Source organism: Streptomyces sp. NPDC058880 (assembly GCF_042742535.1).
GTDB lineage: Bacteria > Actinomycetota > Actinomycetes > Streptomycetales > Streptomycetaceae > Streptomyces.
Map to the genome: position 1 here is coordinate 1 of NZ_JBHYMC010000073.1, position 22,799 is coordinate 22,799.

A 22,799-nucleotide genomic window follows, 5' to 3' on the forward strand; every position below is an offset into this window, starting at 1 on the left:
CCGCATAGGCCAGGCCGTCGGCCAGCCCCAGCCCGATCTGCTGACGCTCCTGCTGGGTGAGTCTGCCTCCCGGCATCGCGGCCTCCTTCATGGTCCGCGATCCCTCCACTATAGCGTTCACCTACATATCATTGCAACGAACGGGGCGATCCGTTGCGTTAAATCAGGAACCATTGCAACGATTTGACGCCATTCATCTGCTGTTATCGGAATCATGCACAACGAACGTGTTGCCAGATCAATGAATGCAACGTAGCGTTTCCATCATCAGAAACAGCGGCCGCGAGTGCGGACCGCAACACAGGCAAGGAGAGCACCATGCAGAAGTTCGCCACCACCGCCCCGGTCTCGGTCGTCCTGGACATCCCCGCGGGTCGCATCCGGTTCGTCGCCGCCGACCAGGACGGCGCCCTGGTCGAGGTCCGGCCCGCGGACGCCGCCAAGAGCCGTGACGTGAAGACGGCGGAGCGGACCACGGTCGACTACCGCGACGGCGTCCTGCGGATCGAGACCGCGGAGGCGAAGAACCGGCTCGTCGACGCCACCGGATCCCTTGAGGTCACCGTCCAGCTGCCCGCCGGCTCCCACATCGAGGCGAAGACCGCCAGCGCCGAACTGAGCAGCACCGGACGCCTCGGCGACGTCACCTACGAAAGCGCCCACGGCAAGGTCGAGCTCGACGAGACCGCCGCCGCCCGCCTCACCCTCCAGGCCGGCGACATCTCGGTCGCCCGCCTCGGCGGCCCCGCCGAGATCACCACCCAGAAGGGCGACATCCACATCGCCGAAGCCGTACACGGCACGATCACCCTGCGCACCGAGGCCGGCGACCTGACGGTCGGCGCCGCCCCCGGAGTCCCCGCCTCCCTGGACGCCGGCACCGGCCACGGCCGCATCCACAACTCCCTCCAGAGCGGCGCCGACACCCCCGCCCTGAACATCCACGCCACCACCGCCTACGGCGACATCACCGCCCGCAGCCTCTAACCCCAGCCCCCGGCCCGCAGCCCCCGGCCTGCACAGCAAAGAGATTCAGGAGCCCCCTCATGACCGACCTGGCCATCGCCGCGTACGGGCTGCGCAAGTCCTACGGCGACAAGAGCGTCCTGGACGGCGTCGACCTCACCGTCCCCGCCGGCACCGTCTTCGCCCTCCTCGGCCCGAACGGCGCCGGCAAGACCACCGCCGTCAAAATCCTCTCCACCCTCATCACCGCCGACGCCGGCGACATCCACGTCGGCGGCCACGACCTCGCCACCAACCCCCAGGCCGTCCGCGCCGCGATCGGCGTCACCGGACAGTTCTCGGCCGTCGACGGCCTCATCACCGGCGAGGAGAACATGCTCCTCATGGCAGACCTCCACCACCTGCCCAAGGCGGAGGGACACCGCGTCACCGCCGAACTGCTGCAGCGCTTCGACCTCGTCGACGCCGCCAAGAAGCCCGCCTCCACCTACTCCGGCGGCATGAAACGACGCCTCGACATCGCCATGACCCTCGTCGGCAACCCGCAGATCATCTTCCTCGACGAGCCCACCACCGGCCTCGACCCCCGCTCCCGCCACAACATGTGGCAGATCATCCGCCAACTCGTCACCGGCGGAGTCACCGTCTTCCTCACCACCCAATACCTCGAAGAAGCAGACCAACTCGCCGACCGCATCGCCGTCCTCAACAACGGCAAGATCGCAGCCCACGGCACCGCCGAAGAACTCAAACGGCTCATCCCCGGCGGACACATCCGCCTCCGCTTCACCGCCCCCACCGCCTACCACCACGCCGCCCGAACCCTCCACCACGCCGCCCCGGACGACGAGAACCTCGCCCTGCAGATCCCCAGCGACGGCAGCCAGCGCGAACTGCGCACCATCCTCGACCACCTCGACGCCACCGGTATCGAAGCCGACGAACTCACCGTCCACACCCCCGACCTCGACGACGTCTTCTTCGCCCTCACCGCCAACACCGACATCCCCCACCAGCCCCACCAGGCCGGCCAGGCCAAGGAGAACGTCCGATGAGCACCCTCTCCCTCGCCGTACGCGACTCCGCCACCATGCTGCGCCGCAACCTCCTGCACGCCCGGCGCTACCCCTCCCTCACCCTCAACCTCCTCCTCACACCGATCATGCTCCTGCTGCTCTTCGTCTACATCTTCGGAGACACCATGAGCGCAGGCATCACCGGCGGCGCCCCCGACCGCTCCGCATACATCGCCTACCTCGTCCCCGGCCTCCTCCTGATGACCATCGGCAGCACCGTCATCGGAACCGCCGTATCCGTCTCCAACGACATGAGCGAAGGCATCATCGCCCGCTTCCGCACCATGGCCATCCACCGCCCCTCCGTCCTCATCGGACACGTCGTCGGCAGCGTCCTGCAATCCATCGCCAGCGTCGCCCTCGTCGCCCTCGTCGCCCTCGCCATCGGCTTCCGCTCCACCAACGCCACCCCCTTGGAATGGCTCGCCGCATTCGGACTGCTCGTCCTCTTCGCCCTGGCACTCACCTGGATCGCCGTCGGCATGGGCCTCGTCAGCCCCACCGCCGAAGCCGCAAGCAACAACGCCATGCCCCTGATCCTCCTCCCCCTCCTCTCCAGCGCCTTCACCCCCGTCGAATCCATGCCCGGCTGGTTCCAGCCCATCGCCGAATACCAGCCCTTCACCCCCGCCATCGAAACCCTCCGCGGACTCCTCCTCGGCAGCGAAATCGGCAACAACGGATGGCTCGCCGTCACCTGGTGCCTCGCCCTCACCGCCCTCGGCTACCTCTGGGCCACCTCCAAGTTCAACAACGACCCGAAGTAGCCGCCACGACACCGCGAACCACCTTCGCAGCCCGTCCCGCCCCGGGGCGGCGTACCCGACACCCGTCGCCGTACGCCGCCCCGTTCGCGTGCGGGGCGAAGCCTGGTCCCGCGGTCGCGGCGGCCCGGTCCCCCCAGACCTCCGCGCGACGGTTCGTGCGGATCTCCGCTCCTTGCCGGATCGGCTGCGAGGCGGACTTGAGCGGGCCACCAGCGCAGGCGCACATGCTGCCTAGCAAAGCTGGACACGGTGGGGAGAAGGGATGGGGGACTGTCCGGTGCCGGGGGGCAACGGCGGGTACGCCACGGCGATCGCCCGGGCCGGGCACCGGACGATGCAGGCCCTGCCGGTCCCGTCTGCGCTCCCACCACGCCAGTGACCTTGTCCACCGAGCCCCGGGTGTCGCCTTCATGACCAAGAACATCGCCACCAAGCCGCGGAGCGGCCGCAACATCGTCGACCCGCACCTCGACCGGTACGCCGTGCGCACCGCGGGCATGACGGCCTCGGAGATCCGGGCATTGTTCTCGGTCGCCAGCAGGCCGGAAGTGGTCTCGCTGGCCGGCGGCATGCCGAACCTGGCCGCGCTTCCGCTGGAGACCCTCTCGGCGCAGGTCGCGCAGATCATCGCGGAGGAGGGCCTGACGGCGCTGCAGTACGCGTCGGCGCACGGCCTGCCGCTGCTGCGGGACCAGATCTGCGACGTGATGGCGCTGGAGGGCATCACCGCGCACCCGGACGACGTCGTGGTGACGGTCGGCTCGCAGATGGGCCTCGACCTGGTGGCCCGGCTGTTCTGCGACCCGGGTGACGTTGTGGTGGCCGAGGGCCCGTCGTACGTCGGCGCGCTGGGCTCGTTCGCCACGTACCAGGCGCAGGTCGTGCACGTGGCGATGGACGAGCACGGTCTGGTGCCGGAGGGTCTGCGGGCAGTGCTGCGACAGGCCCGGGACGCCGGGCAGCGCGTGAAACTGCTGTACACGATCCCGAACTTCCACAACCCGGCCGGTGTGACGCTGACGGTCGAACGGCGGGCGGAGATCCTGGAGATCTGCCGCGAGTACGACGTGCTGGTGATCGAGGACAACCCGTACGGCCTGCTCGGTTTCGACGGCCAGACCTATCCGGCGCTGCGCTCGCTGGACCCGGAGAACGTGGTGTACCTGGGATCGTTCTCGAAGACGTTCGCCTCCGGTCTGCGGGTCGGCTGGGTGCTGGCGCCGCCCGCGGTGCGGGAGAAGCTGGTGCTGGCCACGGAGTCGGCGACGCTGTGTCCGCCCACGCTGAACCAGATGATCGTGTCGCGCTACCTGGCCACACAGGACTGGCAGGGCCAGATCAAGATGTTCCGGGAGAACTACCGGGAGCGCCGCGACGCGATGCTGTCCGCGCTGGAGGATTACCTGCCACCGGGGTGCACGTGGACGAAGCCGGACGGCGGGTTCTACGTGTGGGTGACGGTGCCGGAGGGCGTGGACACCAAGGCGATGCTGTCGCGCGCGGTGGCCGCCCGGATGGCGTACGCGTCGGGCACCGGGTTCTACGTGGACGGGTTCGGCAGCCGCCAGATGCGGTTGTCCTACTGCTACCCGACCCCGGAGCGGATCCGCGAGGGCGTTCGTCGGCTGGCCGCGGTGCTGGAGTCCGAAATGGAACTCGCGCACGCCGTCGGTGGTGTGGGCTCCGGCCGGATGCCGGGGCTGCAGACGTTCTCGCCTCAGACGGTCTGATCCGGCCTCGGAGTCGGGGCCACGAAGAACGGTGACGGCCGAGGTTCCCCCGTCACCGTTGTTCACGGCCCCGAGGTCACTGGGGCTGGTTCCCGTGCTTGCGGGAAGGCTGCGCCACCTGCTTGGTGCGCAGCACGGCGAGCGCGTCGATCAGCCTGACGCGGGTCTCCGCGGGGTCGATGACCTCGTCCACCAGGCCGCGTTCGGCGGCGTAGTACGGGTGCATGAGCTGTTCCCGGTACTCCTTGACGTGCTGCTCGCCCGGTGTCTGCGCAGCTCTTCGACCTCGGTGAACCGGCCGTCGCCGAAGAGGAGTTCGAGCCGTTCCCGGGCCGTCAGCTTGCCCTTGGCGTGCTGTGCCTCGGTGGCCCTCTCTCCAGGCTCCCGGCGCATGGCGGCCCGTATGGCCTCAAGCTCGGCGACCGCGCCGCGCTGCCCCGTCGGCTTGCTGTCCAGAGCGGTCATGCGCGCCCCCTTCCCGCCGTCGTGAAGAATCGCCGACCAGCCTCTGCCGTGTGACTCGAAATCGGATGGAGCGCCGGACGACGGCGGCTGCACGGGGGCTCCACCGCTCCGCGAGCACCCGTCGAGGATGCGGCGGGAGACTCGGGTCCGTCAGCTCCGATATAGACGGGCGCGTGCCCTCACGGAGCTCCGAGCCGCCCGCCGGCACCCCCCACCCCCGAGGGCACCGGCGGGCGCGGCCGGTTGACCGGCCCGACCACGGCGCCGGGCAACGGCCGGCCGGCACAGACGAAAGGACACACCAACAGTGAACAGCACGTGGTTCCGGCGCTTCACGGCCGCGGGGAACGGCCCGCGGCTCGTGTGTTTCCCGCACGCGGGTGGCTCCGCGACGGCGTACGCGCAGCTGGCGCGTACGCTGCCCGCGGACTTCGACGTGGTGGCCGTGCAGTACCCGGGGCGCCAGGACCGGTACCGCGAGGCACCGTTCACGACGCTGGACCCGCTCGTCGAGGCGGTGGCCGGGGAACTGGCCCACGAACTGGCCGCGGACCCGGGAAGGCCGTACGCCCTGTTCGGCCACAGCATGGGCGCGCTCGTCGCGTTCGAGACGGCCCGGCTGCTGGAGCGGCGCGGACTGCCCGCCCCGCAGCGGCTGTTCTTCTCCGGCCGGCCCGCGCCGGGCCCCGGGACGAGCGCCCGCTACCAGGCCTACGACGACGCCGGCGTGCTCGCCGAGGTGCGCAGGCTGGGCGGCACCGACCAGGCGATGCTCGACAACCCCGAGGTCCTGGAGATGGTGCTGCCGGCGCTGCGGGCCGACTACCGGGCCCTCGCCACGTACGTCTGGCGTGCGGGAGAGCCGTTCACGGCTCCGGTGACCGCCCTGACCGGGGACGACGACCCGATGGTGACGGTCCAGGAGGCCCAGACCTGGCGGGAGCAGACCAGCGGCGAATTCGTTCTGAAGGTCTTCCCCGGCGGCCACTTCTACCTCAACGACCACATGGGCGGGGTCGCCGCGGCCATCACCGAGGGACTGCTCGCCAGCGCCGCCGCTTCCTGACGTCCTGAGCAGGCCCTGAGCAGGTTCCGAGCAGGTCCCGGACGAGACGAAGACCTCCGTGCGGTGAAGGTGTCGAGCCTTCACCGCACGGAGGTCTTCGCGTTCCGCCGCGCACCGCCGCAGGTGGCGTCCCCGACCCGGGCCGCGGCGGCAGGGCTGCTCCTCGCAGCCGCGGAAGGGTCACTCGTACGTGTAGAAACCGCGGCCGGACTTCTTGCCCAGCAGGCGGCCCTCGACCATGCGCAGCAGGAGCGGTGGGGGCGCGTACAGCGGCTCCTTGAACTCCTCGTACATGGCCTGCGCGATGGACATGGTCGTGTCCAGGCCGATCAGGTCGGCGAGCCGCAGCGGTCCCATCGGGTGCGAGCAGCCCTGCACCATGCCCTGGTCGATGACCTCGGCCGTCGCCACGCCCGCCTCGACCATCCGGATCGCGGAGAGCAGGTACGGGAACAGCAGCGCATTGACGAGGAAGCCCGCCCGGTCCGGCGAGACGATCGGCTTCTTGCCGAGGACGTCACGGACGAAGACCAGTGCCCGCTCGCTCACCGCCTCGTCCGTCAGCACCGAGCCGACGACCTCGACGAGCGGCAGCACCGGCACCGGGTTGAAGAAGTGGATGCCGAGCACCTGGCCCGGGCGCCGCGTCGCGGAGGCGAGCCGTACGACCGGGATCGAGGACGTGTTGGTCGCCAGGATCGCGTCCGGGTCCTCGACGATCTTGTCGAGGGTGGCGAACAGCTCCCGCTTGAGCTGTTCGTCTTCCTTGACCGCCTCGATCACCAGCCGACGGTCCGCCAGGTCGCCGAGGTCCTGGGTGAACGACACCCGGCCCAGCGCCGCGTCGCGCTCCTCCACGGTCATTTTACCCTTGGCCACTCCCCGGTCGAGGGACGCGGCCAGCCGCTGCGGAGCCGTCGCCAGCGACGATTCGGACATCACTGCGACCGTGACGTTCAGCCCGGCCTTCGCGCACAGTTCCGCGATGCCGGTGCCCATGATGCCGCTGCCGACGACACCGACCCGGTCGATGCCCGCAGCAGCGATGTGCGTGGACGTGGTCATGTCTGGGCTCCCCAGGTCAGAAGTGATGCTCCGATCGACATGCCGCCGCCGAATCCGGAGAGCAGCACCAGGTCGCCCCGCTTCAGCGCTCCCGTGCGGTTGGCCTCGTCGAGTGCGACGGGCACCGAGGCGCTGCCGACGTTCCCGTACTGGATCAGCGTGCGGTGCATCTGCGCGGCGCCCAGGCCCGTGCGCTCGACGACCTCGGCGAGCATCACGCCGTTGGCCTGGTGCGGGACGAAGTGGTCCACCGCGCCGATCTCGACCCCGGCCCTGTCCGCGAGCGCGAGCAGCGCCGGCGGCACGTGCTCGGCGACGAAGTCCCGGACACCGCGGCCGTCCATTTTGAAGAAGTGGCCGCCCTCGGCGACGGTCTCCGCCGTCGCGGGATTGCGGCTGCCGCCGGCCTCGACACGGATCAGGTGGTGGGCGTCGCCGCGGCTGGACAGGTCGGTCGCGATGATCCCGTACGGCTCCGGCACCGCGCCGACGACCGCGGCTCCGGCGCCGTCCGCGAACAGGATCGCCGTCTTGCGATCGGTGAAGTCCAGGATCCGCGAGTAGACGTCCGCACCGATCACCAGCGCCCGGGCGTCCGGCCGCACCGAGATCAGGCTGCGGGCCACCTCCAGTGCGTAGACGAAGCCGCTGCACACGACGTTGATGTCGAAGCAGGCCGCGCCGTAGGCGCCCAGCCCGTGCTGCACCAGGTGTGCCGTGGGCGGCTGCGGGAAGTCCCCGGTGGAGGTCGAGACGATGATGTAGTCGATCTGCTCCACGGTCAGGTCCGCCTGTGCCAGCGCCCGTCCGCCGGCCTTGACCGCCAGATCGGACGTCGCCTCGTGCGGGGCCGCGTAGCGGCGCGACCGGATCTGCGTCTTGCGCTCGATCCACTCCGCGGTGACGCCGACGCGCTCGGCGACCTCCTCGTTGCCCACCTCGTGCTTGGGGAGGTAGGACCCGGTGGAAAGTATTCCGATTCCCATGTCAGGACACCTCGGCGGTCGTGGGTGCGCCGACGTCGCGCAGCGGGTTGAGGCGCGCCGCGCCGATCTTCTCGCGCAGGACGGGGTCGGTGACTCCGAGCCCCTCCTCGGGCGCCAGGCAAAGCACGCCGACCTTTCCGGTGTGCCGGTTCAGCTGGACCAGGCGGGCGGCCTCGCCGACCTCCTTGAGCGGGAACACCTCGGAGAGGATCGGGGAGAGGTGTCCCAGCCTGAAGAGGCGGTTGCACTCCGCCTGCTCCTGGAGGTTCGCCGCGTGGCTGCCGATGACCCGCTTGAGGTTCATCCAGAGGTAGCGGTTGTCGAAGTGGTGGTCGTAGCCGGTGCTCGACCCGCAGGTGACGACCGCGCCGCCCTTGCGCACGACGAACACCGAGATCCCGAACGTCGCCCGCCCGACGTAGTCGAACACGACGTGCGGGTCCTCGCCGACCTGCCGCCGGATCTCCCGTCCGAGCTGCTTGCCCAGCTCGATCGTCCGCTCCGGGGTGAGGGCTTCGTCCCCGCCCATACCGATCTCGTTGCGGTTGATCACCACGTCGCAGCCGAGCCGGCCCAGCACCTCGGCCTTGCGCTCGGAGCTGACCACGCCGACGGCGATGCCGCCCGCGTTCTTCACCATCTGCACCGCGAAGGCGCCCAGCCCGCCCGTCGCGCCCCAGATGAGCACGACGTCGCCCTGCTTGATCCGCGCGCCGTTGTCACCGACCAGCATCCGGTACGAGGTCGCCGCGGTCAGCAGTACACCGGCCGACTCCTCCCAGGTCAGGTGGGCCGGCTTGGGGAGCAGCTGGCTCGCGCGCACCACGGAGTAGTGGGCGAGTCCGCCGAAGTTCGTCTCGTAGCCCCAGATCCGCTGCCCCGAGCCGAGCATCGCGTCGCCGTGCGTCGCCGGCTCCTGCTCGTCGACCTGGACACAGCTGGCGACGACGTGGTCGCCCACCTTCCAGCGCCGTACGCCGGCCCCGACCCGCACGACGACGCCGGATGCGTCCGACCCGATCACCTGGTGCGGCAGGTCGTGGCGGGCGGCCCAGCCGCCCTCGCGGGCGTTGCGCTTGAGGAACTCGAAGGTGGGAACCGGCTCGAACGTCGCCGACCAGACCGTGTTGTAGTTGATGGAGCTCGCCATGACGGCGACGACCACCTCGTCCGGCGCGATGTTCGGCATCGGGACCTTGGCGACGTGGATCGACTTGCGGACGTCCTTGTCCTCCACACCGTCGAACATGCCGACGTCGGAGGCCAGGATGTGCGCTGCCTCGTACTCCGAGGGGAGCTCGTGATTCCCGATCTCGTCTGGGCCGGCCCCGTTGAGCAGGGCCTCGGTCAAAGAATCCATGATTCCCTTTCTCCTTCGCAGTTACCACAGGGGAGGGACCTGCCGCACGGCAGGTCAATGGAGCTCGCACACAACTGCTGCTGGCCGAACCGCTCCCGGGACTGCGCCAGCCGGAAAGGGGAGGGCTTCTCGCTCCTGGACGAGCGGCGGGAACGAGCAGCCCGTTCCCGCCCTCACCGCCGCCCGGGCACTCCTCGGCCGGGCGGCGGGCCGTGCTCAGAGGACGGCGCCCGCCTTGGTCCTCCTGCTCAGGGTCGGCCGGCTGGACCGGGCGAGGTCCTTCCACATGTCCGACAGGCCGATGACCGTGCGCGCCGCGAACAGCTTGCGGATCGACACCTCCTGCTTCAGCTCCGTGCGGATCAGGCCGACCAGACGGATCGCCCGCAGGGAGTTGCCGCCGAGGTCGAAGAAGTCCTCGTCGATGCCCACCCGATCCAGCTCCAGCACTTCGGCGAACGCCGTGGCCAGGATCCGCTCGGTGTCGTTGCGCGGTGCGCGGTACTTGAGGTCGTCGAACTCGGGCTCCGGCAGGGAAGCCCGCTCCACCCGGCCGCCGGCGGTCACCGGCAGCCGGTCCAGCACCACGAAGACCGACGGCACCAGGGACTCCGGCAGCCACCCCGCGGCGAACCGGCGCAGTTCGTCGGCGGAGACGGGGCGGCCGCCCACCGGCACCACGTAGGCCACCAGCCGCTGCTGCCCGGATCCGTCCTGCCGGACGGCCACGACCGACTGCGCCAGCCCGGTGTGCTCGGACAGCACCTCCTCGACCTCGGCCAGCTCGACCCGGACACCGCGGACGTCCGTCTGGCTGTCGGAGCGGCCCACGTACACGAGGCGGCCTTCCGCAGCCCACCGGACGCGGTCCCCGGTGCGGTACATGAGAGCGCCGGCCGGGCCGAAGGGGCAGGGCACGAATCGCTCCGCGGTCTGCCCGGGCCGCCCGGCATAGCCGCGCGCCACGCCGGGTCCGGCCACGTACAGCTCGCCGTCCACGCCCGTGGGGACCGGCGCCAGGCCCGGGCCGAGGACGTAGAGAGCGGTGTGGTCCACCGGGCCGCCGACGGCGCTGGCGTCCTGCACGGGTGCGTCCGCGGCCAGGCGGTGGGACGCGGCGAAGACGGTGGTCTCGACTGCACCGTGCCCGTTGACGATCGTCAGACCGGGGCAGGCCTCGCGGACCCGTCGCAGCGCGGCCGCGGACACGCGGTCGCCGCCGGTCCACACCTCGCGGAACCCGGCCAGGGCCTCGGGGTGTTCTGCCGCGATCGCCAGGAACCGGCCCGCGGGCAGCCACACCGTGGTGACCCCGTGCGCCGCCCGCGCCTCGGCCAGCGCGCCGACGTCGGGCGCCCCCGCGGGGGCCACGACGACCCGGCCGCCGTTCAGCAGCGGCGCCCACACTTCCAGGGCGAGTGCTTCGGAGGTCTGCGGCGAGTGCCACAGCACGGTGCTGTCGCCGGCGTCCTTCCAGCGGCGGTCGGTGACGAACTGCAGCAGGTTCCGGTGCGTCACGGCGACCGCGGTGTCCTCACCGGCCGAGTCGGAGCCGTACGCGAGGGCCAGCAGGCCGTGCTGGTGCGACGCGAAGGGAGCGCGCGCGTCGCCGGCGGCGACGTCCGACGCGATGTCGTCGAACACGAGCACCGGGACGTCCGAGCCGGCGGACAGCGCTGCGGCGGTCGCCGCATCGGTGAGCAGGAGCTGCGCCGCGGACCCGCCGAGGAGCTCCGTGAACTGCTCCGCCGGGGACTGCGGGTCGAGCGGCAGGTAGGCCCCGCCCGCCTTCACGACGCCCAGCAGGGACACGACCAGGTCCGCCGACCGGGGCAGCGCCACCGCCACGACCGTCTCGGGCCCGACCTGCCCGCGCAGTGCCTCGGCCAGACGGCCGGATCGCTCGTCCAGCTCCCGGTAGGAGACCGACGAGTCCCCGGACACCAGTGCGACGGCGTCGGGGGCCTGCCCGGCCTGCCGGGCGAACAGGTCCGCGACCGTCCCCTGCGGGACCTCCGGGCCGGTCGGCGCCGCGAGGACCAGGGCCCGCTCGGCGCCGCCGACCACGTCGAGGGAACCGACCGGCCGGTCGCCGGCGGCGACCGCGGCGCGGATGTACGCGATCAGCTCTTCGGCGATGAAGCGCAGTTCCGTGCGGTGGTAGAGGTTCGCCGGGGCGTCGAGGCGGATGTAGAGGTCGCTGTCTGGGCTGCCGTCGGTGTAGACGCCGATCGACAGTTCCTCAAAGGTTCCGGTCGTCGCGCCGGAGTAGCGGGCCGGGCTGTCGCCGAAGTGGAGCTGCTCCGCGAACTCGACGACATTGACGACCGCACCGAAGCTGCCGCGACCGCTGAGGGTCGTGCCGCTCACGCGCTGGATGTCCGAGTAGTGGCAGGCGGCGTGGCCGAGGATCTCGTACGTCTCGTCGACGATCGCGTCCGCGACCTCGGAGAAGGTCGCGGTGAGGGGAACGGACACCTTCACGGGCACCACATTCACGGCCAGGCCGGGCGTCCGGCTCGCCACTCCGATGCGGTTGCTGACGGCCAGCGAGAGGAGGAATTCCGGGCGGTCGCAGCGGTGTCGGAAGAACACGGCCGCGGCGGTGGTCACCATCTGCGACATCCACACGCCCATGGACGTCGCGGCCTCGGTCCACGCGTCCGCCTCGGCACGCGGCACGGTCACCGTCCGGCTCACCATGCCGATGGTCTCGGCCACAGCCGACCAGCGGTCGGCGCTGCTCGTCGGCTCGGCGAGCTCGGCCCGCTGCGCCTCGGACAGGGCGACGCGCGGAACCTGCGCGGGCGCCGGCGCCTCCTTGAGGTAGTCGCGCCAGAACTCCGAGTCCTCAGTGAACTTCTCGGAGGCGAGGTACTCCACCGCCTCGGCCGCGAACGACTCGGCGTCCCACGGGTGCGGCATCTGCGGGACGGCCTCGCCCCGCACGAGCGCGGTGTACACCTCGGCGAGGCGCCGCGACAGCAGGCCGCCCGCGCCGAACCCGTCGGAGATGAGGTGGTGGTAGGCGATCACCAGGAGGAAACGGGTGTCGGCGAGCTTGACCACACCGAGCCGGAACAGCAGGTCGTGTGCCAGGTCGAAGGGCCGGCGCACCATGGCGGCGAGCGCCTCGCGGGCCGCCTGCTCGGGATCGGCCTCGGCGGTGAGGTCGAGGAGGAACGGCCGCCAGTCACCCAGGTCCCGGGGCACCAGCCGCAGGCCGCCGCCGTCGTCGACGAAGTTGACGCGCAGCACCTCCGCCTCATCCATGACGTGCAGGAACGCGGACTCCATGACCGCCGCGTCCAGCTCGCCGTCCACGTCCCACATGGTCAGCGCATGGTTCGGCGTGTCGGTCGCCATGGTCTGCGCCCGCCACATCCCCTTATGCGCAGATGACGCACCGAACGAACGCATACAGATCAACCCCTCGGAAAACCGGCCCTACTCGGAAGATTTCGCAGATCACCCCCACTTTCTGGGAAGTGATGCAGTCGTTCAACACGACTTGGTGCCTGGCGGGACGTGCCGCTGCGGAGCTTGCGGCCGTCCCGCCGGCGGGACATTCCCGCGGGGCGGAGAACCCGCCCGCGACAGGGGAATCAATGCGCGGCGCTGCCGGCCATCGACGAGACGATGTGACCGGCGATCAGCCGCGGAGAGGGGTGCTTCAGCACCACGTTAGCCCTCAGTTTGAGTCCGGTCGAGGCGGTCAGACGCTTGCTCAGCTCGACCGACAGCAGCGAGTCGAAGCCGATCTCCTTGAACTGCCGGTCGGGATGGACCGACGCGCCGGAAGGGTGCCCGAGCACACCGGCGACCTTCTCCAGGACGTGGTCGAGGACCAGCGCCCGGGCCTCGTCCTGCGGGAGCACCGAGAACTGCTCCGGCAGGGAGACGTCCTGGTCCCCGGCCGCCGACGGCTCCGCCGACGGGAGCTGCGCCACCGTCGCCGACTGCCCGGAGCTCAGCCAGTACCGCTGCCGCTGGAACGCGTACGTCGGCAGGTCCACCCGCGGGCGCGCGCCGAACAGGGCGTCCCAGTCCACCGGTCCGCCCCGGACGTGGAGCTGGGCCAGCGAACCGAGCACGGACTCCACCTCGTCGCGGTTGCGCCGCGACGACGACAGGACCAGGGCGTCGTCCTTGTCCTCGACGATGTCCTGCACCGGGACGGTGAGGACCGGGTGCGGGCTCATTTCGACGAACACCCGGAACCCGTCCTCGGCCAGCTGCCGGGCGGAGGTCTCGAAGGCTACCTTTTCGCGCAGGTTGTCGTACCAGTAACCGGCGTCGAGCCGCGCGGTGTCGATGACCTCGCCGTACAGCGTCGAGTAGAAGGGCAGCGCCGACGTCTTCGGACTCAGGCCGGCCAGCGGGTCGATGACCTGGTCGCGGACCCGGGTCACGTGGTGCGAGTGCGAGGCGTAGTCGACCGGGATCCTGCGGGCCTGGACGCCGTCCTCGTTCATCTTCGCGACGAACGCGTCGAGCGCGTCCGGCTCCCCGGAGACCACGACCGAACGCGGTCCGTTGACGACGGCGATGCTCACCTCGTCGCCCCAGGCGGCGATGCGTCCCGCGACGATGTCCTCGGACTCGGACACCGAGGCCATCCCGCCGTGGCCGATCAGGTCCACCAGGGCCAGGCTGCGCAGCGCCACGACCTTCGTGGCGTCACGCAGGGACAGCGCACCGGCCACGTGGGCGGCGGCGATCTCGCCCTGGCTGTGCCCGATCACCGCGGCCGGCTCGACGCCCCAGGAACGCCACAGGGCGGCCGTGGACACCATCACCGCGAACAGGGCCGGCTGGACCACGTCCACCCGGTCCAGCGAAGGCGCGCCCTCGACCCCGCGCACCACGTCGACCAGCGACCAGTCGACCCACTCCGACAGGGCCTGCGCGCACTCCCGCAGTCTCTGCGCGAACACCGGGAAGGCCTCGTACAGCTGTCGGCCCATGCCGACCCACTGCGAGCCCTGGCCGGGGAAGACGAAGGCGACCGGGCCGGTCTGCGCGGCCGTGCCGCGCACCACCCCGGGCGACTCCGCACCGTCGCCAAGCGAGGCGAGCGCGCCCAAGAGCTCGTCGCGGCCGCGCCCGAGCACCACCGCACGGTGCTCGAACCTCGACCGGCCCGACACCAGCGAAGCGCCGATGACGGCGAGGTCCGCCTGCGGATCGGCCGCGACAAAATCGCGCAGCTTGTCCGCCTGCCGCTGCAGGGCCGTCGCGCTCTTGCCCGACAGCACCCAGGGCACCAGCCCGCCGACGACGCCCGTGTCCGGACCGGTCGCGCCGACCGGCTCCTGCCGCGCCTCTTCGAGGATCACGTGCGCGTTGGTGCCGCTGACGCCGAACGACGACACGCCGGCCCGGCGCGGACCGTCGGGACGGGTCCACTCGCGGCCCTCCGCCAGCAGTTCGACCCCGCCGGAGGACCAGTCGACGTGCCGCGAAGGTGCGTCCACGTGCAGGGTCTTCGGCAGGTACGCGTGGCGCAGGGCCATCACGGCCTTGATGACGCCGCCGACACCGGCGGCGGCCTGGGCGTGGCCCATGTTCGACTTCAGCGATCCCAGCCACAGCGGCCGGCCCTCGGGCCGGTCCTTCCCGTAGGTCGCCAGCAGGGCGCCGGCCTCGATGGGATCGCCCAGGGTGGTACCGGTGCCGTGGGCCTCGACCAGGTCCACCTCGGAGGGTGCGACCCCGGCGTTCGCCAGGGCCCGCCGGATCACCTTCTCCTGGGCGCGGCCGTTGGGAGCGGTCAGCCCGTTGCTGGCGCCGTCCTGGTTCACCGCGGAACCGCGCACAACGGCGAGCACCGGGTGGCCGTTGCGGCGGGCGTCGGACAGCCTCTCCAGCAGCAGGACGCCCACCCCCTCGGCCCAGCCCGTCCCGTCGGCTCCGTCCGCGAACGCCTTGCACCGGCCGTCGGCCGACAGGGCGCCCTGCCGGGCGAACTCCACGAAGGCCGCCGGCGTCGACATCACCAGCGCACCGCCGGCCAGCGCGAGCGAGCACTCCCCTGCACGCAGCGACTGCACCGCCAGGTGCAGGGCGACCAGTGACGACGAGCACGCCGTGTCCAGGGACACCGACGGCCCGGTCAGCCCCATCTCGTACGACACCCGGCCGGACGCGACGCTGAGCGAGCTGCCGTACAGCAGGTAGCCCTCCAGCTCGCTCTGGCCCGACTCCAGGAAACGCCACCCGTACTCGGTCGAGCTCACCCCGGAGAAGACGCCGACGTCGGAGCCCCGCACGTCGGCGGGGACGATGCCGGCGCGCTCGAAGGTCTCCCACGACGTCTCCAGCAGCAGGCGCTGCTGCGGGTCGAGCGCCAGCGCCTCACGCGGGCTGATGCCGAAGAAGTCCGCGTCGAAGCCGGCCGGGTCCGTCAGGAAGCCGCCCTCGCGGACGTACGCCTTGCCGACCGCCTCGGGGTCCGCGTCGTACACGTCGCGCCACCCGCGGTCCGTCGGGAACCCGCCCACGACGTCCCGGCCGCTGCGGATCGCGTCCCACAGCTCCTCGGGCGACGACACACCTCCCGGGTAGCGGCACGCCATGGCGACCACGGCGATCGGCTCGCCGCGGCCGGCCTTGAGGGCGTCGTTCTCCTGGCGGAGCCGGTCACGCTCCTCCAGGAGCGTACGGAGCGCCCGCTGGACCCGGTCCGCACCCTCCGCCGTCTGATCCGGGGGGTTGGTCATGTCACTTACCTCTTCTCATCCAGAGCCAGGTCCAGGAGCGCGTCCAGGTCCAGGTCCGACAGTCCGTCCGCGCGGGGGTCCGCGTCCGCCACGTCCACGTCCACGTCCGCGTCGGCGCCCGCCCGGGCCGGGCCGGCGCACGCCAGGACCAGTTCCAGGAGGCCCGCGCTGCGCAGGCTGTCGATCGAGACGTTCCGCAGCGCTTCGCGGATCTCAGCGTCCTCGTCCGCGCTCGCGTCCTGCTCGGGCCTCAGCAGGCCGAGCAGGTGCAGACCCAGTTCCCGGGGCGTGGGGTAGCTGAAGACGAGGGTGGACGCCAGGCGCAGTCCGGTCGCGGCGGCCAGGCGGTTGCAGAGTTCGACCGCGGTCAGCGAGTCGAACCCGAGCTGGGTGAACGCCTGGTCGGCGTCGACGGCCGCGCCCGAGGCGTGACCGAGCACGATGGCGGCCTGGTCGCGGATCCAGTCCAGGACCGCCGCCTCGGCTTCGTCCGCGGGCAGGGTGACCAGCCGGGCGACCACACCGGCCGAGCCGGCGTCCTTGGGCGCACCCGCGCTGCTGCGGCGCGGGCGGCCGCTCTCGACCAGGTCGCGCAGGATCGGCGGCAGCTCGTCGGCGTCCTTGTTCCGCAGCCCGGCGAGGTCGACCCGGGCCGGGATGAGGACCGGCTTGCCGTTCTCCCACGCCGCGTCGAACAGGCCCAGTGCCTCGGCCGTCGGCATGGCGCTGATGCCCATCCGCCGCAGCCGGGAGAGGTCGGCCTCGTCCAGGTCGCCGGCCATGCCGCTGCTCTCGGCCCACCAGCCCCAGGCCAGCGAGGTGCCGGGCAGGCCTGCCGCCCTGCGCTGCGCCGCCAGGCCGTCCAGGAAACCGTTCGCCGCCGCGTAGTTGGCCTGTCCGCCGGTACCGAGGGTGCCGGCGAACGCGGAGAACTGGATGAACGCCGACAGGGGCAGGTCGCGGGTGAGTTCGTGCAGGTTCACCGCACCGCCGACCTTGGACCGCAGGACGTGGTCGATGCTGTCCGCGGTCAGTGATTCGACGGTGCCGTCCGCCAGTACACCCGCCGCGTGCACGACCGCCGTCAGCGGGTAGCGGCCGGGCAGGTCCGCCAGCAGGTCCGCCACGGCGGCACGGTCCGCGATGTCGACCGCCGCGACCCGTACGGCGGCGCCGGCGGCTTCCAGGTCGGCGACCAGCTCGGGCATCCCGTCGGCCGCGATACCGCGGCGGCTGGCCAGCAGCAGGCTCTGCACGCCGTGCTCGGCGACCAGGTGCCGTGCCACGAGCGGGCCCACGCCGCCGGTGGCGCCGGTGACGAGCACCGTGCCGCCGCCGAAGCCGCCGCCCAGGTCGAAGACGAGCTTGCCGACGTGGCGGCCCTGGCTCATCTCGCGGAACGTGGAGCGGGCGTCACGGATGTTCCGGACGGAGATCGGGGTCAGCTGCACCCGCCCCTCGGCGAACAGCGCCATGACGTCCCGGAACATCGCCTGGAGCGCGTCCGGTCCGGCCGACCCGTAGAGGTCGAAGGCCTCGTAGTCGACGCCGGGGTGGTCGGCGGCGACCTGCCGGGCGTCACGGATGTCCGTCTTGCCCATCTCGATGAAGTTGCCGCCGCCGAGCAGCAGCTTCAGCGAGGCGTCGACGAAGGTGTGCGCGAGGGAGTTCAGGACCACGTCGACGCCGCGGCCGTCCGTGGCCTCCAGGAACTTCTCCACGAAGTCCAGGTCGCGCGACGACGCCAGGTGCGCATCGTCCAGGCCCAGCGCGCGCAGGGCGGGCCACTTGGCGGGGCTCGCGGTCGCGTAGATCTCGGCGCCAACGTGCTTCGCCAGCTGCACGGCGGCCGTGCCGACTCCGCCCGCCGCGGCGTGGATGAGGATGCGCTGGCCCTTCTTCAGCTGCATCACGTGGAAGAGGGCGTAGTACGCGGTCAGGAAGGTGCTCGGCATGGACGCCGCCTCGGCGTGCGTCCACCCGTCGGGGACGGGTGTCAGCAGGCGGTGGTCCGCCACGGCCACGCGGCCGAAGGAGCCAGCGAAGATGCCGGTCACCCGGTCACCCGGAGCGAAGGCGGTCACATCGTCGGCGACCTCCAGCACGACGCCGGCGCCCTCGCTGCCGAGCCCGGTGTCGAACGCCGTCCCGTCGATGAGCCCGAGGGCGATCGTGACGTCGCGGAAGTTGAGGCCCGCCGCGTGCACGGCGATGCGGACCTGCCCGCTCGTCAGGGGCGCCTCCACCTCCGGGCACGCGATCCAGGTCAGGTTCTCCAGGGTACCCCGGTCCGTGATACCGAGCCGGTGGGCGCCGGCCGCCGGCGCCTCGATCCGCTGGTCGGCGGGCGCCGCGGGCGCCATCCGGGGCACCAGGTACGTGCCGCCGCGCAGCGCCAGCTGGGGCTCGCCGAGGGAGAGGGCTCCCGCGACACCCGCCCAGGAGGTCGCGTCGTCGTCGAGGTCGACCAGCCCGAACCGGCCGGGGTGCTCGGTCTGGGCGGACCGGACCAGGCCCCACACGGACGCGCCGGGCAGGCTCTCGACGCCTTCGCCCGCGGCTGTTGCGAGCGCCCGGCGGGTGAGCACGACCAGGGTGGATCCGGCGAGCCGGTCCTCGGCGAGGAACTGCTGGATCCACTCCAGCACGCGCTTGTCCGCGGAGCCGACCGCGGTGAGCAGGTCGGGCCCGGCGGTGGCGAAGTCGTCCAGGCACAGCACGAGGTGGCGGGGCGCCTGCCCCGCCAGCACGGCGTCCAGCGACTCGTGGAACGCGACGTCCCCGCCGGCCGCCGCAGCGAGCCTGGCGACCAGGCCGTCGTGCGCGCCGAGCACGGCCCACGGACCGCGGTACGGCTCCGCCGAGCCGTCCCGTACCGGCCGCCAGGCCAGTTCGTACAGCGGGTGCTCGCCGCCGCGCACCGAGCACACCTGGTCGGCGGTGGCGGGGCGGAACGTCAGGGCATCGATGCGGGCGACCTCGCGGCCGTGTTCGTCGGCGATCGCCACGGACACGATGCCTTCGCCGGCCGGGGTGAGCCGGACCCTCACGGTCGGGCCGCATTCGCCGAGGAGCTGCACGCCGGACCACGAGAAGGGCATCCAGCCCTGCTCGTCCGTGACCGTGATGACCCCGCCGACGACCACCGCGTGCAAAACGGTGTCGATCAGTGCCGGGTGCAGGACGAACCCGCCGCCCGCCGACCCCGGGGCGTCCTGCGGGAGCGTGGCGAGGGCGAAGACCTCGTCGCCCTGTCGCCACACCTCGCGCAGCCCGCGGAATGTCGGACCGTAGTCGAAGCCCTTGTCCGCGAGGGAGTCGTAAAGACCGTCGAAGCCGATCTGCCGGGCCCCGGCCGGGGGCCACTCGGCGAGCGGGGCCGCCGCGCCGGCCTGCGCGCCCGTGCGCGCGGCGCCGGGCGCCAGGGTGCCCATCGCGTGCCGGGTCCAGCCGCCGTCCGTCGCACCGTCCTCCACGGGACGCGAGTACACGTCGAGGGAGCGCCGGCCCGTCTCGTCGGCCGCGCCGGCGACGAGGCGCACCTGCACCTCGCCGGAGTCGGCGAGGATCAGGGGGACTTCGAGGGAGAGCTCCTCGACCGCGTCGGCGCCGACGCGGTCGCCGACCCACAGCGCCAGGTCCATGTAGGCCGTCGCCGGGACGACGACCAAGTCGAACACCGCGTGATCGGCGAGCCAGTCGTGGGTCCGCACGGACCACAGGTCGGTGAACACCACCTCGCCGGTGCCGGGGTGGTCGACCGCGGCGCCCAGCAGCGGATGCGCCGGGGCGGCCAGACCGGCGGACGCCACGTCGGCGTTCGCCGCCGCGGCCAGGAAGTCCAGCCAGTACCGCTGACGCTGGAACGCGTACGTGGGGAGCTCCACCGCCAGGCGCGCCCCGAACAGGGCGTCCCAGTCCACGGAGCCGCCGCTCACGTGCAGTTCGGCGAGCGCGGCGGCCAGCGCCCCGGCCGCCCCGCGGTCTCTCCGCGAGACCGACAGGACGACGGCATCGGTCACGCCCTCGCCGGCGAAGGCGTCCTTGACCAGGCCCGTGAGCGTCGAGCCCGGCCCGACCTCGACGAAGGCGTCCGCGCCGGCCTCGCGGGCGCGCTCGACGGCCTCGTGGAAGCGCACGGGCGCCCGGACGTGGTCCACCCAGTGCGCGACGGACGTCAGGTCCTGGAGCGTGGCCTCGCGGCCCAGCCGCGTCGAGACGATCGGGATCGACAGCTCGCCGTCCGCGGGCAGGGTGCCGAGCGCCTGGGCGAACTCGTCCAGGATCGGGTCCATCAGCGGGGAGTGGAAGGCGTGCTCGACCGGGAGAATTTTCGCCGATCGGCCGTCCGCGACGAGCCGGTCCCGGAGGGCGTGGATCTCGTCACGCAGGCCCGAGACCACCACGGATTCCGGTCCGTTGACGGCGGCGATGCCGATGCGCTCGTATGTGCCGAGCAGCGGGGTCACCTCGGCCTCCGAGGCGCGCACGGCCAGCATGGCGCCGTGCTCGGTGACGGTCTGCATGACCCGTCCGCGGGCGGCCACGAGCCGGGTCGCGGTGTCCAGGTCGAAGGCGCCGGACACGTGGGCGGCGGCGATCTCGCCGACCGAGTGGCCGATCAGCCGCCCCGGCTGCGGGGCGTACCGGGTCGTCAGCCGGTACAGGGCGACCTGGAGGGCGAACAGCGCCGGCTGCATGACGTCCGTGCGCGCGGCGCCCTCGGGCTCGTCGGCGAGGAGCAGGGGCTTGAGGGCGAACGGCAGGTGCGCGTCGAAGCTCGCGCAGACCTCGTCGAGGGCCCGGGCGAAGACGGGGAAGACCTCGTACAGCTCCCGGGCCACACCGGTCCATTTCGCGCCCTGGCCGGGGAACATGAAGACGGAGCCGTCGACCTCGGCGGCCACGGCGCGCACCACTGCGGGGGAGTCGGCGCCTTCACCCAGGGAGGCGAGGGCGCTCAGCAGCTCCTCGCGGCCGCGGCCCAGCACCACCGCTCGGTGCTCGAACCGGGCCCGGGTGGCCACCAGGGAAGCGCCGATGCCGGCGAGGTCCGCGCCCGGGTCGGCAGCGACGAACTCGCGCAGCTTCTCCGCCTGTGCCTGCAGCGCCTGCTCGGAGCGTGCCGACAGTGCCCAGGGCAGCAGGCCGTCGATGCCGGCCGGGGCCTGCTCGGCCGTTTCCGGGGCGGGCTCCGGCTCGGGGGCCTGTTCGAGGATGACGTGTGCGTTGGTGCCGCTGGCGCCGAAGGCGGAGACGCCGGCCCGGCGCGGCCGCTCCGGGGCGCTGGTCCACTCGCGGGCCTCGGTCAGCAGCTCGACCCCACCGGCCGACCAGTCCACATGCGTCGACGGCCGGTCCACGTGCAGCGTCTTGGGCATCACCCCGTGCCGCATCGCCATCAGCATCTTGATGATGCCGCCGACACCCGCGGCCGCCTGCGTGTGACCAATATTCGACTTCAGCGAACCCAGCCACAACGGAGCACCCTGCTCCCGCTCCTGACCGTACGTCGCCAGCAGCGCCTGCGCCTCGATGGGGTCGCCGAGCGTGGTGCCGGTGCCGTGGGCCTCGACCACGTCGATCTCGCCCGCCTGCACGCGGGCGTTCGCCAATGCCGCCCGGATCACGCGCTGCTGGGCCGGGCCGCTCGGGGCGGTCAGGCCGTTGGAGGCCCCGTCCTGGTTGATCGCGGAGCCTCGGATCACGCCCCAGATGCGGCGCCCCTTGCGCTGCGCGTCCGAGAGCCGCTCCAGGACCAGCATGCCGACGCCCTCGGAGAAGCCGGTGCCGTCCGCCGCGTCCGCGAACGCCTTGCACCGGCCGTCCTCCGCCAGGCCCCGCAGCCGCGACATCTCGCGCAGGACCTGGGCCGTGGCCATGACGGTGACGCCGCCGGCGAGCGCGAGGCCGCACTCGCCCTGCCGCAGGGACTGCACGGCCTGGTGCACCGCGACGAGCGAGGACGAGCACGCGGTGTCGGTCGAGACCGCCGGTCCCTCCAGGCCCAGCGCGTACGACACGCGGCCGGAGGCGACGCTCAGCAGGGAGCCGATCTGCCCGTAGCCCGAGATGGTCTCGGGGGTCGAGTAGTGGTTGCCGTACCCGAAGTAGGCGATGCCGGCGAACACGCCGGTGTTGGTGCCGCGCAGGGTGTGCGGGTCGATGCCGGCCCGCTCCAGGGACTCCCAGGAGGTCTCGAGGAGCAGCCGCTGCTGCGGGTCGGCGGCCAGCGCCTCGCGTGGGTTGATCTCGAAGAAGTCGGCGTCGAAGTCGCCCGCGTCGTACAGGAACCCGCCCTTTCGGGTGTAGCTGGAGTCCGACCGCTCGCCCGAGGGGTCGTACAGCTCCGCCAGGTTCCAGTAGCGGTCCTCCGGCAAGTCCGAGACGACGTCCGCGCCGGCCTGCACCAGGTCCCAGAGCGCCTCCGGGGAGGCGGCCCCGCCGGGGAAACGGCAGGCGACGCCGACCACTGCGATGGGCTCGGCAGCGGCCTCCGTCACCTCCTTGAGGCGCTTGCGCGTTTCGAGTAGTTCGATCGATGTCCGCTTGAGGTAGTCGAGAACATCGGCGTTGTCGTTGGTCATCTGGATTTC

At 71.9% G+C, this 22,799-nt stretch carries 11 protein-coding genes and 3 pseudogenes; 5 read left to right on the top strand and 9 right to left on the bottom strand.

From position 1 onward, the window contains the following. Window positions 1-76 (bottom strand): annotated as a pseudogene (locus ACFW2G_RS28840) (MarR family transcriptional regulator); the annotation flags it as partial. 242 nt (window positions 77-318) lie between these two features. Here ACFW2G_RS28840 and ACFW2G_RS28845 point away from each other — a divergent pair. The 4 genes from ACFW2G_RS28845 (at window position 319) to ACFW2G_RS28860 (ending at window position 4,539) form a co-directional block, all read left to right on the top strand. Then, on the top strand, window positions 319-987 hold the full coding sequence (locus ACFW2G_RS28845) for a DUF4097 family beta strand repeat-containing protein (protein WP_384584550.1): 669 nt from the start codon (window positions 319-321) through the stop codon (window positions 985-987). Between the two features lie 59 nt (window positions 988-1,046). Beyond that, window positions 1,047-2,021: an ATP-binding cassette domain-containing protein gene (locus ACFW2G_RS28850; protein ID WP_384584547.1), complete on the top strand. Its 975-nt coding sequence runs from the start codon at window positions 1,047-1,049 to the stop codon at window positions 2,019-2,021. After that, window positions 2,018-2,809, top strand: coding sequence for an ABC transporter permease (locus ACFW2G_RS28855; RefSeq protein ID WP_384584544.1), 792 nt, complete (start codon window positions 2,018-2,020; stop codon window positions 2,807-2,809). Before ACFW2G_RS28850 ends, ACFW2G_RS28855 begins: the two co-directional genes overlap by 4 nt. A gap of 410 nt (window positions 2,810-3,219) precedes the next feature. Continuing rightward, window positions 3,220-4,539 (top strand): PLP-dependent aminotransferase family protein, encoded by a 1,320-nt coding sequence (locus tag ACFW2G_RS28860; RefSeq protein ID WP_384584541.1) that lies wholly within the window; start codon window positions 3,220-3,222, stop codon window positions 4,537-4,539. Window positions 4,540-4,615: 76 nt separating this feature from the next. On the opposite strand, the pseudogene ACFW2G_RS28865 reads toward ACFW2G_RS28860, so the two are convergent. Together ACFW2G_RS28865 and ACFW2G_RS28870 are read right to left on the bottom strand one after the other, a co-directional pair. Then, window positions 4,616-4,789 (bottom strand): annotated as a pseudogene (locus ACFW2G_RS28865) (carboxyl transferase domain-containing protein); the annotation flags it as partial. Window positions 4,790-4,836: 47 nt separating this feature from the next. Then, window positions 4,837-5,004, bottom strand: a pseudogene (locus ACFW2G_RS28870) (methylmalonyl-CoA carboxyltransferase); the annotation flags it as partial. Between the two features lie 307 nt (window positions 5,005-5,311). On the opposite strand from ACFW2G_RS28870, the gene ACFW2G_RS28875 reads away from it, so the two are divergent. After that, complete coding sequence (locus tag ACFW2G_RS28875) at window positions 5,312-6,070, top strand: thioesterase II family protein (protein WP_384584539.1); 759 nt, start codon at window positions 5,312-5,314, stop codon at window positions 6,068-6,070. A 180-nt stretch (window positions 6,071-6,250) separates the two neighbouring features. Here the strand turns inward: ACFW2G_RS28875 and ACFW2G_RS28880 are convergent, their stop codons facing one another. The 6 genes from ACFW2G_RS28880 to ACFW2G_RS28905 all read right to left on the bottom strand — a co-directional run bounded on the left by ACFW2G_RS28880 (window position 6,251) and on the right by ACFW2G_RS28905 (window position 22,790). Further along, window positions 6,251-7,135, bottom strand: coding sequence for a 3-hydroxybutyryl-CoA dehydrogenase (locus tag ACFW2G_RS28880; RefSeq protein ID WP_384584536.1), 885 nt, complete (start codon window positions 7,133-7,135; stop codon window positions 6,251-6,253). After that, window positions 7,132-8,121 (bottom strand): 3-oxoacyl-ACP synthase III family protein, encoded by a 990-nt coding sequence (locus ACFW2G_RS28885; RefSeq protein ID WP_384584533.1) that lies wholly within the window; start codon window positions 8,119-8,121, stop codon window positions 7,132-7,134. The genes ACFW2G_RS28880 and ACFW2G_RS28885 overlap by 4 nt, the downstream gene beginning before the upstream one ends. A gap of 1 nt (window position 8,122) precedes the next feature. Further along, on the bottom strand, window positions 8,123-9,481 hold the full coding sequence (ccrA, locus tag ACFW2G_RS28890) for a crotonyl-CoA carboxylase/reductase (RefSeq protein ID WP_384584530.1): 1,359 nt from the start codon (window positions 9,479-9,481) through the stop codon (window positions 8,123-8,125). A gap of 216 nt (window positions 9,482-9,697) precedes the next feature. After that, the gene (locus ACFW2G_RS28895) at window positions 9,698-12,901 is read right to left on the bottom strand and encodes an amino acid adenylation domain-containing protein (RefSeq protein WP_384584527.1); all 3,204 of its coding nucleotides are present in this window, start codon (window positions 12,899-12,901) and stop codon (window positions 9,698-9,700) included. A gap of 185 nt (window positions 12,902-13,086) precedes the next feature. Then, window positions 13,087-16,203: a type I polyketide synthase gene (locus ACFW2G_RS28900; protein ID WP_384584524.1), complete on the bottom strand. Its 3,117-nt coding sequence runs from the start codon at window positions 16,201-16,203 to the stop codon at window positions 13,087-13,089. Between the two features lie 5 nt (window positions 16,204-16,208). Further along, the gene (locus tag ACFW2G_RS28905) at window positions 16,209-22,790 is read right to left on the bottom strand and encodes a type I polyketide synthase (protein ID WP_384584521.1); all 6,582 of its coding nucleotides are present in this window, start codon (window positions 22,788-22,790) and stop codon (window positions 16,209-16,211) included. Between the last annotated feature and the right edge of the window lie 9 nt (window positions 22,791-22,799).

Coding starts and splice junctions, on each gene's coding strand:
- ACFW2G_RS28850 (WP_384584547.1), top strand. CDS start 1,047: ATGACCGACCTGGCCATCGCCGCGTACGGGCTGCGCAAGTCCTACGGC.
- ccrA (WP_384584530.1), bottom strand. CDS start 9,481: ATGGATTCTTTGACCGAGGCCCTGCTCAACGGGGCCGGCCCAGACGAG.
- ACFW2G_RS28880 (WP_384584536.1), bottom strand. CDS start 7,135: ATGACCACGTCCACGCACATCGCTGCTGCGGGCATCGACCGGGTCGGT.
- ACFW2G_RS28855 (WP_384584544.1), top strand. CDS start 2,018: ATGAGCACCCTCTCCCTCGCCGTACGCGACTCCGCCACCATGCTGCGC.
- ACFW2G_RS28845 (WP_384584550.1), top strand. CDS start 319: ATGCAGAAGTTCGCCACCACCGCCCCGGTCTCGGTCGTCCTGGACATC.
- ACFW2G_RS28860 (WP_384584541.1), top strand. CDS start 3,220: ATGACCAAGAACATCGCCACCAAGCCGCGGAGCGGCCGCAACATCGTC.
- ACFW2G_RS28900 (WP_384584524.1), bottom strand. CDS start 16,203: ATGACCAACCCCCCGGATCAGACGGCGGAGGGTGCGGACCGGGTCCAG.
- ACFW2G_RS28885 (WP_384584533.1), bottom strand. CDS start 8,121: ATGGGAATCGGAATACTTTCCACCGGGTCCTACCTCCCCAAGCACGAG.
- ACFW2G_RS28895 (WP_384584527.1), bottom strand. CDS start 12,901: ATGCGTTCGTTCGGTGCGTCATCTGCGCATAAGGGGATGTGGCGGGCG.
- ACFW2G_RS28905 (WP_384584521.1), bottom strand. CDS start 22,790: ATGACCAACGACAACGCCGATGTTCTCGACTACCTCAAGCGGACATCG.